General features: G+C 67.0%; 10 protein-coding genes. 5 read left to right on the top strand and 5 right to left on the bottom strand.

Annotation, left to right across the window (positions count from 1 at the left end; all coding sequences use genetic code 11):
- Nucleotides 1-64 precede the first annotated feature (64 nt).
- The 5 genes from ACYRGX_RS01730 (at nt 65) to purU (ending at nt 6,341) form a co-directional block, all read left to right on the top strand.
- A complete protein-coding gene (locus ACYRGX_RS01730; protein WP_473054895.1) occupies nt 65-1,318 on the top strand; it encodes a sarcosine oxidase subunit beta family protein in 1,254 nt (417 codons plus the stop codon).
- 44 nt (nt 1,319-1,362) lie between these two features.
- Complete coding sequence (locus tag ACYRGX_RS01725; RefSeq protein ID WP_473054894.1) at nt 1,363-1,686, top strand: sarcosine oxidase subunit delta; 324 nt, start codon at nt 1,363-1,365, stop codon at nt 1,684-1,686.
- Complete coding sequence (locus ACYRGX_RS01720; protein ID WP_473054893.1) at nt 1,683-4,706, top strand: sarcosine oxidase subunit alpha; 3,024 nt, start codon at nt 1,683-1,685, stop codon at nt 4,704-4,706. Before ACYRGX_RS01725 ends, ACYRGX_RS01720 begins: the two co-directional genes overlap by 4 nt.
- A 58-nt stretch (nt 4,707-4,764) precedes the next feature.
- On the top strand, nt 4,765-5,397 hold the full coding sequence (locus ACYRGX_RS01715) for a sarcosine oxidase subunit gamma (protein ID WP_473054892.1): 633 nt from the start codon (nt 4,765-4,767) through the stop codon (nt 5,395-5,397).
- Between the two features lie 86 nt (nt 5,398-5,483).
- Nucleotides 5,484-6,341, top strand: coding sequence for a formyltetrahydrofolate deformylase (gene purU / locus ACYRGX_RS01710; RefSeq protein WP_473054891.1), 858 nt, complete (start codon nt 5,484-5,486; stop codon nt 6,339-6,341).
- Between the two features lie 626 nt (nt 6,342-6,967).
- On the opposite strand, the gene ACYRGX_RS01705 is transcribed toward purU, so the two are convergent.
- From ACYRGX_RS01705 to ACYRGX_RS01685, 5 genes are all read right to left on the bottom strand, one after another.
- Nucleotides 6,968-7,801 (bottom strand): alpha/beta hydrolase, encoded by an 834-nt coding sequence (locus tag ACYRGX_RS01705; protein ID WP_473054890.1) that lies wholly within the window; start codon nt 7,799-7,801, stop codon nt 6,968-6,970.
- Nucleotides 7,798-10,152 carry a TonB-dependent siderophore receptor gene (locus ACYRGX_RS01700; RefSeq protein ID WP_473054889.1) on the bottom strand — a complete coding sequence of 785 codons (2,355 nt, stop codon included), beginning with the start codon at nt 10,150-10,152 and terminating at the stop codon, nt 7,798-7,800. Before ACYRGX_RS01700 ends, ACYRGX_RS01705 begins: the two co-directional genes overlap by 4 nt.
- Nucleotides 10,153-10,216: 64 nt before the next feature.
- Complete coding sequence (locus ACYRGX_RS01695) at nt 10,217-11,137, bottom strand: DUF4880 domain-containing protein (protein WP_473054888.1); 921 nt, start codon at nt 11,135-11,137, stop codon at nt 10,217-10,219.
- Nucleotides 11,134-11,652, bottom strand: a complete 519-nt coding sequence (locus ACYRGX_RS01690; protein WP_473054887.1) for a sigma-70 family RNA polymerase sigma factor — start codon at nt 11,650-11,652, stop codon at nt 11,134-11,136. The genes ACYRGX_RS01695 and ACYRGX_RS01690 overlap by 4 nt, the downstream gene beginning before the upstream one ends.
- A gap of 184 nt (nt 11,653-11,836) precedes the next feature.
- A complete protein-coding gene (locus ACYRGX_RS01685; RefSeq protein ID WP_473054886.1) occupies nt 11,837-12,613 on the bottom strand; it encodes a MetQ/NlpA family ABC transporter substrate-binding protein in 777 nt (258 codons plus the stop codon).
- Nucleotides 12,614-12,669: the final 56 nt, after the last annotated feature.

Genomic DNA, 12,669 nt, shown 5'->3' with positions numbered 1-12,669 from the left:
GTGCCGTGCGCCCGGCCCACGAACAACCCCTGCCGCGCAGGGGCCGTGTTTCCAGGAGCCACCCATGCAACGCTATTCCGGCTTCGGCCTGTTCAAGCACTCCCTGAGTCACCATGAGAACTGGCAGCGGATGTGGCGCAACCCGACGCCCAAGCCGATGTACGACGTGATCATCATCGGCGGTGGCGGCCATGGCCTGGCAACGGCCTATTACCTGGCCAAGGTGCATGGCATCACCAATGTCGCGGTGCTGGAGAAGGGCCACCTGGGCGGCGGCAATGCCTGCCGCAACACCACCATCGTGCGTTCCAACTACCTGTGGGACGAGTCCGCGCAGCTCTACGAGCACGCCATGAAGCTGTGGGAAGGCCTGTCCCAGGACATCAACTACAACGTCATGTTCTCCCAGCGTGGCTGCTATCACCTGTGCCACAACCTGCAGGACCTGCGTGACGCCGAGCGCCTGGTGACCGCCAACCTGCTCAACGGCATCGACAACGAGCTGCTAGACACCCGCCAGGTCGCCGAAGAGATTCCCTTCCTCGACTGCAGCAAGAACACCCGCTACCCGATCCTCGGCGCCTCCGTGCAGCGCCGCGCTGGCAATGCCCGCCACGACGCCGTGGCCTGGGGCTACGCCCGCGCCGCCGACGCCCTGGGCGTGGACCTGATCCAGAACACCGAGGTCGTCGGCTTCCGCAAGCAGGACGGCAAGGTGATCGGGGTGGAAACCAAGAATGGCGGTTTCATCGGCGCCAAGCGCGTCGGCATGGTCGTCGCCGGCAGCACCAGCCCGCTGGCGCAGATCGCCGGCTTCCGCCTGCCGCTGGAATCCCATCCGCTGCAGGCACTGGTCTCCGAGCCGATCAAGCCGGTGATCCACAGCGTGATCATGTCCAATGCGGTGCATGGCTACATCAGCCAGTCGGACAAGGGCGACCTGGTCATCGGCGCCGGCATCGACAGCTGGGTCGGCTACGGCCAGCGCGGTTCCTACCCGATCATCGAGCACACCCTGCAGGCCATCGTCGAGATGTTCCCGGTGCTCTCGCGGGTGCGCATGAACCGCCAGTGGGGCGGCATCGTCGACACCACCCCGGACGCCTGCCCGATCATCGGCAAGACGCCCATCGACAACCTCTTCATCAACTGCGGCTGGGGCACCGGCGGCTTCAAGGCCACCCCGGGTTCGGGCCATGTGTTCGCCGCTACCCTCGCCAAGGGCGAGCCGCACCCGTTGGCCAAGCCGTTCTCCATCGAGCGCTTCCACAACGGTGCGCTGATCGACGAACACGGCGCCGCCGCCGTCGCCCACTGATTTTCGAATGGCTCCGCCAAGGGCGGGGCCTGGAGGTTGCAAGCATGTTCAACATCTACTGTCCCCACTGCGGCGAGCTGCGTGCCGAAGAGGAATTCCACTGCCGCGGCCAGGCGCACATCGCCCGCCCGCTGGACCCCGAGGCCTGCTCTGACGCCGAGTGGGGCGAGTACCTGTTCTTCCGCGATGCCCCGCGCGGCATCCAGCATGACCTGTGGGTGCACTCGGCCGGCTGCGGCAAGTTCTTCAACGCCACCCGCAACACGCTGACGTACGAAATTCTCGAGACCTACAAGATCGGCGAGCAGCCCAGCGTTACCGCCGAAACCGTCCAGCCCGCCGCCGCTGCCCAGGGAGTCCGCGCATGAGCCAGGTCAACCGTCTGTCCAAGGGCGGCCGCATCGATCGCGGTCAGCCGCTGGACTTCACCTACAACGGCCAGCGCCTGCAGGGCTTCGCCGGCGACACCCTGGCGTCGGCCCTGCTGGCCAATGGCGTCGAGATCATCGGCCGCAGCTTCAAGTACTCGCGTCCGCGCGGCATCGTCGCCGCCGGTGCCGAGGAGCCCAACGCGATCATGCAGATCGGCTCCAGCGAAGCGACCCAGGTGCCCAACGTGCGCGCCACCCAGCAGGCGCTCTATGCGGGCCTGACCGCCAGCGCCACGAACGGCTGGCCGAGCGTCAACAGTGACGTGATGGGCATCCTCGGCAAGGTCGGCGGCTCGATGATGCCGCCCGGGTTCTACTACAAGACCTTCATGTTTCCGAAGTCGATGTGGCTGACCTACGAGAAGTACATCCGCAAGGCCGCCGGCTTCGGCCGCGCGCCGACCGAGGTCGACCCGGACCTGTACGACAACATGAACCACCACTGCGACGTGCTGGTGGTCGGTGGCGGCGCCGCCGGCCTGGCCGCCGCGCTGGCCGCCGGGCGTAGCGGCGCGCGGGTGATCCTCGCCGACGAACAGGAAGAGTTCGGCGGCAGCCTGCTGGATACCCGCGAGACCCTCGATGGCAAGCCCGCCAGCGAATGGGTCGCCAGCGTGCTGCGCGAGCTGGAGACCCTGGACAACGTGCTGCTGCTGCCGCGCGCCACGGTCAACGGCTACCACGACCACAACTTCCTCACCATCCATCAGCGCCTCACCGACCACCTCGGCGAGCGTGCGCCGATGGGCAGCGTGCGCCAGCGCCTGCATCGCGTGCGCGCCGGCCGGGTGGTGCTCGCCAGTGGCGCCCATGAGCGTCCGCTGGTGTTCGGCAACAACGACCTGCCCGGCAACATGCTGGCCGGCGCGGTCTCCACCTACGTGCGCCGCTACGGCGTGGCACCGGGCAAGAAGCTGGTGCTCTCGACCAACAACGACTACGCCTACCGCGCGGTGCTCGACTGGCTCGACGCCGGCCTGGAAGTGGTCGCCGTGGCCGACTCGCGCAGCAACCCGCAGGGCGACTGGGTCAACGAGGCGCGCCAGCGCGGCGTGCGCATCATGCCCGCCAGCGCGGTGGTCGAAGCCCAGGGCGGCAAGCGTGTCAGCAGCGTGCGCGTCTGTGCCATCGACGTGCCGGGCAACCGTGTGCTCGGCTCCGGCGAAACCCTGGACTGCGACCTGCTCGCCAGCTCCGGCGGCTACAGCCCGGTGGTGCACCTGGCTTCGCACCTGGGCGGCCGTCCGGTATGGCGCGAGGACATCCTCGGCTTCGTTCCCGGCAAGAGCGTCGGCGTGCAGGATCGCCTGGACGCCGGCGCGGTGAATGGCGTGTTCACCCTCACCGCCGTCATCGCCGATGGTTTCGAGACGGGCGCCAAGGCCGCAGGCCAGGTCGGCTTCGGTCCGGTCAGCGGCAGCCTGCCGAAAGCCCCGGAACGCCGCGAAGGTGCCACCGAGGCGCTGTTCCTGGTGCCCCACGAGAAAGGCAGCGCGCGTGCGCCCAAGCAGTTCGTCGACCCGCAGAACGACGTCACCGCCGCGGGTATCCAACTGGCCGTGCGCGAAGGCTTCGAGTCGGTCGAGCACGTCAAGCGCTACACCGCGCTGGGCTTCGGTACCGACCAGGGCAAGCTGGGCAACATCAACGGCCTGGCCATCGGCGCCCAGGCGTTGGGCGTGACTATTCCGCAGATGGGCACCACCATGTTCCGTCCGAACTACACTCCGGTGAGTTTCGGCGCGGTGACTGGCCGCCACTGTGGCGAGCTGTTCGAGCCCAAGCGCTATACCGCGATGCACGCCTGGCACCTGGCACAGGGCGCCGAGTTCGAAGACGTCGGCCAGTGGAAACGCCCCTGGTACTACCCGCGGGGCGGCGAAGACCTGCACGCCGCCGTGGCCCGCGAGTGCCGCGCCGTGCGTAATGGCGTGGGCATCCTCGATGCCTCGACCCTGGGCAAGATCGACATCCAGGGGCCGGACGCCCGCGAGTTCCTCAACCGCGTGTACACCAACGCCTGGACCAAGCTGGACGTCGGCAAGGCCCGTTACGGCCTGATGTGCAAGGAAGACGGCATGGTCTTCGACGACGGCGTGACCGCCTGCCTGGGCGACAACCACTTCATGATGACCACCACCACCGGCGGCGCCGCGCGCGTCATGGAGTGGCTGGAGATCTACCACCAGACCGAGTGGCCGGAGCTGAAGGTGTACTTCACCTCGGTCACCGACCACTGGGCGACCATGACCCTGTCCGGGCCGAAGAGCCGCGAGCTGCTGGCCGAGGTCACCGACATCGACCTGGCCAACGAAGGCTTTCCCTTCATGGCCTGGAAGGAAGGCACCGTCGGCGGCGTACCGGCGCGGGTGTTCCGCATCTCCTTCACTGGCGAGCTGTCCTACGAGGTCAACGTGCAGGCGGACTACGCTCTGGGCGTCTGGGAGCAACTGGTCGAGGCCGGCAAGAAATACGACCTGACCCCGTACGGCACCGAGACCATGCACGTGCTGCGCGCCGAGAAGGGCTTCATCATCGTCGGCCAGGAAACCGACTCCACGGTGACCCCGTTCGACCTGGGCATGGGCTGGGCGGTCGGCAAGACCAAGGCCTTCTCCTGGATCGGCTGGCGCGGGATGAACCGCGAGGACTGCGTGAAGCCGGACCGCAAGCAACTGGTCGGCCTCAAGCCGGTGGACCCGAACGTGGTGCTGCCCGAAGGCGGCCAGCTGGTGTTCGATCCCAAGCAGCCGATCCCGATGACCATGGTCGGTCACGTGACCTCCAGCTACATGAGTTCGACCCTTGGCCACGGTATCGCCCTGGCGCTGGTTCGCGGCGGCCTGAGCCGCATGGGGCAGAAGGTCTACGCCCCGGGACGCGACGGCAAGGTGATCGAGGCGGAGATCGTCAGCTCGGTGTTCTACGACCCGAAAGGCGACCGCCAGAACGTATGACGGCAGGGGCGGGCGCCAGCGCCCGCCAGGCTTCCCCCTTTTTCGAAGGATGTGCGACATGAGCGCGATCAACGTCTACCAACAGCGCCCCAGCGAGGGCGCCCGGGGCGAGTCCCCGCTGCACCACGCCGGCTTCGCCGAACTGGCCGGCAAGGGCCCGGCGAACGCAGGCGTACGCCTGCGCGAGAAGAAACTCCTGGGCCACCTGACCCTGCGCGGCGACGCCGCCGATGCGGCCTTCGCCGCCGGCGTGCAGCAGGCCCTGGGCCTGCAACTGCCGCAGCCGATGGGATTGGCGGTCCAGGGTGAGACCAGCCTGCAATGGGTCTCTCCGGACCAGTGGCTGATCGTCGTCCCGACAGGCGAGGAACTGGCCACCGAGCAGCGTCTGCGTGACGCGCTGGCCGGCCAGCACATCCAGGTGGTCAACGTCTCCGGCGGCCAGACCCTGCTGGAGCTCTCCGGCGCCCGGGCTCGCGAGGTGCTGATGAAGTCCACCAGCTACGACGTGCATCCGGATCGCTTACCGGTCGGCAAGGCCGTGGGCACCGTGTTCGCCAAGGCCGGCTGCACCATTCGCCACGTCGCCGAGGGCCGCTGGGAACTGCTGGTGCGCCGCAGCTTCTCCGACTACTTCTGGCTGTGGCTGCAGGACGCCAGCGCCGAATACGGCCTGGCCATCGACGCCTGACCTGGCGCGGGTGGGGCGACGGGCGCTGGCTCGTCGTCCTTCGCTGCGTCACCCTGAGCTGAATTCCCCTCTTGCCGGAATCTCCCATGAGCCGCAGCCCCGATACCTGGATTCTCACCGCCCACTGCCCCAGCCGACTGGGCACGGTGGATGTGGTCACGCGTTTTCTCTTCGAGCGCGAATGCTACGTGGTCGAGCACCACAGCTTCGATGATCGCCTGGCCAACCGCTTCTTCATCCGTGTCGAGTTTCGCGCACCGGAGGGCTTCGACGAAGCCGCCTTTCGCGCCGAGCTGGGCGAGCGCGCCGCACCGTTCGCCATGCAGTTGGAGCTGACTCCGCCGGGCTATCGGGCCAAGGTGCTGATCATGGTCTCCAAGGCGGACCACTGCCTCAACGACCTGCTCTACCGCCAGCGCATCGGTCAGTTGCCGATGGATATCGTCGCGGTCGCCTCCAACCATCCCGACCTTGAGCCGTTGGCACGCTGGCACGGGATTCCCTACCACCACCTGCCGCTGGACCCGCTGGACAAGCCAGCGCAGGAGCGCAAGGTGCTGGAACTGGTGGAAAGCACCGGCGCCGAGCTGGTGGTGCTGGCGCGCTACATGCAGGTGCTCTCGGCCGAGCTGTGCCAGCGCCTGGACGGCCGCGCGATCAACATCCACCACTCGCTGCTGCCCGGCTTCAAGGGCGCCAAGCCCTATCACCAGGCCTACCAGAAGGGCGTCAAGCTGGTCGGCGCCACGGCGCACTTCATCAACAACGACCTCGACGAGGGGCCGATCATCGCCCAGGGCGTCGAGCCGGTGGACCACGCGCACTATCCCGAGGACCTGATCGCCAAGGGCCGCGACATCGAGTGCCTGACCCTGGCTCGGGCGGTGGGCTACTTCCTCGAACGGCGGGTGTTCCTGCACGCCAATCGCAGTGTGGTGCTGTAGCGGGGCTGCTGCTTTTTGCCGTTTTTCCGTGTGGGAATGATCAAACACCTCCACTCGGCCCCGGCCCCGTAGGATGGGTGGAGGAGCGTAGCGACGATACCCATCGTGGCGGCGTGATTGATCGTTCCACGCTCCTGCGTTGATCGTTCCTACGCGCCCGCGTGGGAATGCAGCCCGGACGCTCCGCGTCCGTTACCTCGGGCGTGGGAGCGTTGCGCTTTCCTCGGTTGGGACTACAGGTTTCGCCTTGCACGGCGACCTACTTCTTCTTGAGTGCGGATGGCCGCCCCGATCAAGAAGAAGTAGGCAAGAAGAAGACCACCCCAACATTCGGCCCCAGCCGCTGTGCGGCTGGGGTTCCCTCGCTCCGGCGCTGCTCCGGAGGTCGGCCCGTACGGTCCATCCCTGGACCGCACAGGCCTCTCGCCGCCGTCCTGGCGGCTCGCTCCCCTGCGCAACGCCTGCACTCGGCCTCCTGAAGGGGCCCCGGGTGCAGGCCGCGTCATCGGTTGATGCTTGGCTTTTTTGATCGTTCCCACGCAGGAGCGTGGGAGCGAGCAACGATCAACGCCTCCAGTCCCCAATAGCTGGCGCTGCCTTTGCCTTCTGCACGTATCTCCTGCGGCCTAATACCTCCGCGTACTCAGAAGCTCCTCGAGCACCTGGGTCGTGACCCGGAACGGCATCGACATGTGGTCCTGCCCGGTCTCGATCTGGAAGTCGCTACGCAAGCCATACTGCGAGAGGCCCTCCAGGCGATGCTGCAACTGCCGTGCATCCTGGATTTCCTGGGGCATTTCCCGGCTGCCGACCCACAACGTCAGGCTGCTGTGGGTCAGGTTCAGCGCTCCGGCCTGCGCCTGGCGGGTGAAGGTGCGTTCGAGGGGCATCAGGTAGCGGTCGTGCCACCAGAGGCTCGGGCTGATCGCTACCCGATGCTGGAACAGGTCCGGGCGGGTGAACAGCGAGTAGACGGCGAACATGCCGCCGAACGAATGGCCGACCAGGCTGACCTGGTCCCGGTCGACTTGGAAGCGTTGATTCACCCTGGGCATCAGGCGCTTTTCGATGAAGTCGAGGAACAGGTCCTGGCCGCCCTGGGGCGGGTCGTTGCGCTCGGGCGGCTGGGGTGGCGAGAGGTCGAAGGCGCGCCGCTCGAAGTCCAGCGGCGTGTCGCTCGGGTAGCCGATGGCGACCACGATCGACGCGCGCCAGCGTGCCTGTGCGCGCTTGGCGGCGTGGAACGCCGGGAAGTAGGCGTTGCCGTCGAGCAGGTAGATCACCGGATAGCCGCCGGTATAGGGCAACTCGCCCTCCGGCAGGCTGATCAGGATGCGGTAGTCGCGGCCCTCGGCGCTGCGCATCGACCACTCCTCGCTACCGTCGAGGCTGACCGGCGCGGCCTGGGCGGCGCCCAGCAGCATTAGCGTCAGCCCCAATAGCCAGGTCTTGGCGCTCACCAGTTGTAGCTCAGGCTGGTGATCACGCTGCGTGCTTCACCGCGATAGCAGTAGCCGTCCTGGCAGTTGATGTACTGCTTGTCGGTCAGGTTGCGCGCATTGAGGGACAGCCGCACGCCATCCAGGGACCCTCCGAAGTCGTAGTGTACGGCGGCGTCGAACAGGGTGTAGTCCTCGCTCTTCACGGTATTCATGTCATCGCCATAGACGCTGCCGGTGTAGCGGGCACCGGCGCCGAAGCCGAGGCCGAACGGCAGTTGGTAGTCGAGCCAGACCGAGGCCAGGTGGTGTGGCACGTCTTTCGGGTCCTTGCCCTGGTTACCGTCGTTGCTCTTGGTCACCTCGGGGTCGTTATAGCTGTAGCTGGCGGTCAGGTGCAGGCGCTCGCTGAGGTCCGCCACGGCTTCGAGCTCCAGGCCGCGGGATACCTGTTCACCGGTCTGCACGGTGTTGAGCGGATCGAGGGGATCACGTGTGGAGACGTTCTCCTCGGTCAGGTGATAGAGCGAAGCGGTGAACATCGCCTGGGTGCCCGGCGGCTGGTACTTCAGGCCGATCTCGTACTGCTTGCCCTCGGTGGGCTTGAGCGGGCCGTAGGCGTTGCTGCCGCTCTGCGGCAGGAAGGACTCGGCATAGCTGGCGTAGGGCGCCAGGCCATTGTCGAACAGGTACAGCGCGCCGAGCTGGAAGGTCGTCGCCGAATCGGTGGTTTTACCGCTTCCGCGGTTACGCACGTGCGCCCAGTCGCGGCGGACGCCGACGGACAGTCGCCAGCGGTCGAGTTCGATCTGGTCCTGCAGGTACAACCCGCTGCGCTGGGTCAGGCTGTCCTGGTCGGCGAGCACCGTGCCCGGGCGGCTCACCGGTTGGTGATAGTCCGGCGCATTCATGTCGATGGACGGCGCCGGCCCGGTGGCGTACAGCACCGAGCTGTCGAACCAGGTGTAGTCCCAGCCGCTGAGCAGGGTGTGCTGCAACTCGCCGGTGGCGAAGCGCGAGACCAGGCGCGTATCGCTGGTCAGCGAATCCATGTCTTCGTAAACGCCCACCGCATAACGCTCCATCATGCCGTCGGTGATGACGCCGGTCGGTTGAAGGTACTGGTTGGTGGTGTCCAGTTGCCCATAGCGCAGGTTCTGCTGAAGGGTGAAGGTCTCGTCGAAGGCGTGCTCGAACTCGTAGCCGAAGGTCCACTGGCGCTGGTCCAGCTTGTCGAAATATTCGTCGCCCTGCCAGAAGTCGGTGAGGTGGTCGCCATCCTGGTAGAGCATCGGCGAGGCGGCCGTTTCGCGCTCCTGGTATTGCGCGAGCAGCGTCAGGTGGGTGTCCGGGTCGATCTGCCAGCTCAGCGACGGGGCAAACAGGCGCACATCGTTGTTCAACTGCTCAATGTCGTACTGGGCATCGCGGTAAACGCCGACCGTGCGGAACAGCACATCGCCGTCGTCATCGAGCTGGCCGCCGATATCGAACTGGCCCTGACGATGGTCATGGTTGCCGGCCTGGATCTCGATCTGGTTCTCGGCATCGAGGCTCGGACGCTTGCTCACCCGGTTGACCATGCCGCCAGGGCTGATCTGCCCGTAGAGCACCGAGGCCGGTCCCTTGAGCACTTCGATGCGCTCCAGCGCGTAGGCTTCCACGCCGTAGATGGACAGCCAGCCGTTGTAGGGCTGGCGCAGGCCGTCGAGGTAGTCGGCGGACATGGTGGTGTCGAAACCACGCAGGCTGATCTGGTCGAAGCGCGGGTCGAGCCCCGAGCCGCCGACGCGCACGCCGGCCGTGTAGGCGACGGCATCCTCGACGCGGTCCACCTTGCGATCGGCGATCTGCTGGGCGGTGACCACGCTGATGCTCTGCGCCGTCTCCAGGATCGGCCGATCGCTCTTGCTGGCGCTGCTGGCGTTGGCGGCGAAATAGCCGGGCGTCGGCGCAAAGGCGCTCTGCAGTGGCGCCGCCTCGATGGTGAGTGGCTGCAGCTCGTAGCTGGCGTCTTGCTCGACCGGCTTGATGACGTAGCCGGAGACGGTCTTCTCGGCGACTAGCCCGGTCCCCGCGAGGAGCTTCGCCAAGCCTTCCTCCAGCGATGCCGCACTGCTCACGCCGGGGCTGGTGAGCCCGCGTACCTGCTCCGGCGAGTACGACAGGGTGATCCCGGCGCGTTCGGCGAAGAGCCCCAGCGCCTGGTCCAGCGGCCCGCCCGGCACGCTGGGGGCCGCCACCCTGGCGGCGGGTTCGGCGGCGCGCAGCGTGGGGCTGGCCGTCGCGGCGGACAGCGCCAGACCCAGGCAGATGGCCGTGGGCAGGGCGCGTGGCTGAAGGTGCAGGGAGCGTGATCCGGTAAGACGCATGAGGTTATCCAGTTAGGGTCTGATGAGCTCTAACCGGACGAGTCCTGAAAGTCCGACAAACTTTTTACGCGATGGGGACGATGCGTACCCACCAGCGGGTGCGCTCGATGATGGCGACCGGCAACAGGTAGCTGATGTTCTGCAGGATCAGCTCCGGTCGCTCGAGGCGGAACACCCCGGAAAGTCGTAGATCCGCCACGGCGGGGTCACAGCCGAGCCAGCCGTGGCGATAGCGTCCCAGTTCGGCGAGGAAGTCTGCCAGGCGAATGTCTTCGACCCGTAGCAGCCCTCGTGTCCAGGCGAAGGGGTCGAGCGGGCCCTTGCCCAGGGCGCTCAGGCGTGTCGAGGACACCCTCAGGCCTTCGCCGGCCGCCAGCCAGCGCTGGCCGGCGGCGGATGTCACCCTGACCTGGCCGTGCTCGACGTGGATCTCGCTGTAGTCCGCGTGATCGCGCACCAGGGCGCGGGCGTCCTGGCCCTGGCACTCGGCGAAGGCGCAGCGCAGCCGCCACTGGGCGCCATCCACCAGCACTTCGCCGGAGCGCAGCTGTAGCTGATGGCCGTGGATGTCCACGGCGCTGTCGGTGTTGAGCAGCAGTTCGCCCTCGTCAGCCAGGACCACGTGACGACGCTCGCCGGTGCTCGTGGCGAAGTCCGCGCGCCAGGCCTGATGCGTACCGGCGGCCAGCAGCGCGCTGCTGCCGGCGACCAGACCGAGCAGCTTGAGCAGGCGCCGGCGGCTCAGGTCCGCCTCGGCGCGTTGCAGCAGCGGGATGGCCTGGGCCCCGCTGCAGAGCGAGTCGACCTGGAACATCCCGGCCATCCGTTGCAGGCGCTGCCAGGCCAGGCGATGCCGGGCGTCCTGGTCCAGCCAGTGTTGCACCTGACGCTGTAGCTCCGGGTTGCCGGCTTCCGCGCGCAGGCGCATCTGCCAGTCGATGGCGGCACAGACAATGGATTCCGGCAGGGACGCTGCGGCGTTCATCGCGGGTCCTCGAAGCACAGCCGATAGCAGTGCAGCAGGGCACTGGCGACGTGGCGTTCCACGGTACGACTGGAGACGCCGAGTTGCCGTGCGACCTGCGCATGGCTCAGCTCACCGAGCTGATACAGCAGGAAGGCTTCGCGTACCGCGGGCTTGAGGCCGTCGAGCAACTGCGCGATACGCTCCAGGGCCTGCAGCGCCTCGTGGCGTGCTTCCGGCGAGGGATGATTGGCCTCCGGCAACTGCGCCAGGGCCTCGAGGTAGGCGCGCTCCAGGGCGTCGCGGCGCCAGTGGTCGATCACCAGGCCACGGGCGATGCGCGCGAGCAGTGCGCGCGGGGCGCGGTTGTCGATGGGCCGCCCGCGGACCAGCAGGCGCACGAAGGTGTCCTGTACCAGATCCGCTGCTTGCTGGGAGCAGCCGACCGAGCGCCGCAACCAGCCATGCAGCCAGCCTTGGTGGGTGCCGTAGAGCACCTGGAGGGGGACGGTCGAGTCGGTTTCCGGTGAGGACATGATGTGAGCCGTGTCGATTGCACCATGCGGAACCATGGCGAGCGGCGCTCACATTAATAGCGAATCATTCCCATTACAACTTTGCATGGCCCGCCGGGCTACCGGGACTGACGTTGTCGATGGGCCCCGCTCGCGTGGCGAAGCGGGGCTGCCAGGGCCGGGAGCCCTGACGTTGCGCAGGGGCTTAGAACGCGGGGACCACGGCGCCCTTGTACTTGTCGACGATGAACTGCTTCAGCGCATCGCTGTGCAGGGCCTTGACCAGCTTCTGCACGGCGTCGCTGTCCTGGTTGTCCTTGCGGGTGACCAGGATGTTCACGTACGGCGAGTCGCTGCCTTCGATGGCCAGGGCGTCCTGGGTCGGGTTGAGCCCTGCTTCCAGGGCGTAGTTGGTGTTGATCAAGGCCAGCTCGACCTGATTCAGCACGCGCGGCAGGGTCGCCGCTTCCAGTTCACGCACCTTGATCGACTTGGGGTTGTCGACGATGTCGCGCGGGGTGGCGAGGATGCCGGCCTCGGGTTTCAGGGTGATCACCCCGGCCTTCTGCAGCAGTAGCAGGGCGCGGCCGCCGTTGGTGGCATCGTTGGGGATGGCCACGGTGGCGCCTTCGGGCAGCTCATCGAGGCTCTTGATCTTCTTCGAGTAGGCGCCGAAAGGCTCGACGTGCACACCGGCAACGCTCACCAGGTCGGTCTTGCGGCTGGCGTTGAACTCGTCCAGGTACGGCTGGTGCTGGAAGAAGTTGGCGTCCAGGTTGCCCTGCTGCACCTGCAGGTTGGGCTGCACGTAGTCGGTGAACACGCGCACCTTCAGCTCGACGCCTTCTTTGGCGAGCATCGGTTTGACGAATTCGAGGATTTCCGCGTGGGGCACCGGGGTGGCCGCGACGCTGAGGGTTTCCGCCGCCTGGGCGGAGCTGATGGCCGCGAAGGCGGCGAGGGCAGTTAGCAGTTTTTTCATCTCAGGGTTCCTTTCGGGACGTTGTCGCGCGGGTCCCGGCGTGCGCCGGGTCGCCG

The sequence above is a fragment of the Pseudomonas sp. R4-15 genome, assembly GCF_055768815.1.
This window is presented reverse-complemented; position numbering and strand designations above follow the sequence as displayed.

Bases quoted from the DNA above. Each gene is read 5' to 3' on its own strand.
- ACYRGX_RS01690 (WP_473054887.1), bottom strand. From the start codon at position 11,652: ATGTCCTCACCGGAAACCGACTCGACCGTCCCCCTCCAGGTGCTCTAC.
- ACYRGX_RS01725 (WP_473054894.1), top strand. From the start codon at position 1,363: ATGTTCAACATCTACTGTCCCCACTGCGGCGAGCTGCGTGCCGAAGAG.
- ACYRGX_RS01715 (WP_473054892.1), top strand. From the start codon at position 4,765: ATGAGCGCGATCAACGTCTACCAACAGCGCCCCAGCGAGGGCGCCCGG.
- ACYRGX_RS01700 (WP_473054889.1), bottom strand. From the start codon at position 10,152: ATGCGTCTTACCGGATCACGCTCCCTGCACCTTCAGCCACGCGCCCTG.
- ACYRGX_RS01685 (WP_473054886.1), bottom strand. From the start codon at position 12,613: ATGAAAAAACTGCTAACTGCCCTCGCCGCCTTCGCGGCCATCAGCTCC.
- ACYRGX_RS01720 (WP_473054893.1), top strand. From the start codon at position 1,683: ATGAGCCAGGTCAACCGTCTGTCCAAGGGCGGCCGCATCGATCGCGGT.
- ACYRGX_RS01730 (WP_473054895.1), top strand. From the start codon at position 65: ATGCAACGCTATTCCGGCTTCGGCCTGTTCAAGCACTCCCTGAGTCAC.
- ACYRGX_RS01695 (WP_473054888.1), bottom strand. From the start codon at position 11,137: ATGAACGCCGCAGCGTCCCTGCCGGAATCCATTGTCTGTGCCGCCATC.
- purU (WP_473054891.1), top strand. From the start codon at position 5,484: ATGAGCCGCAGCCCCGATACCTGGATTCTCACCGCCCACTGCCCCAGC.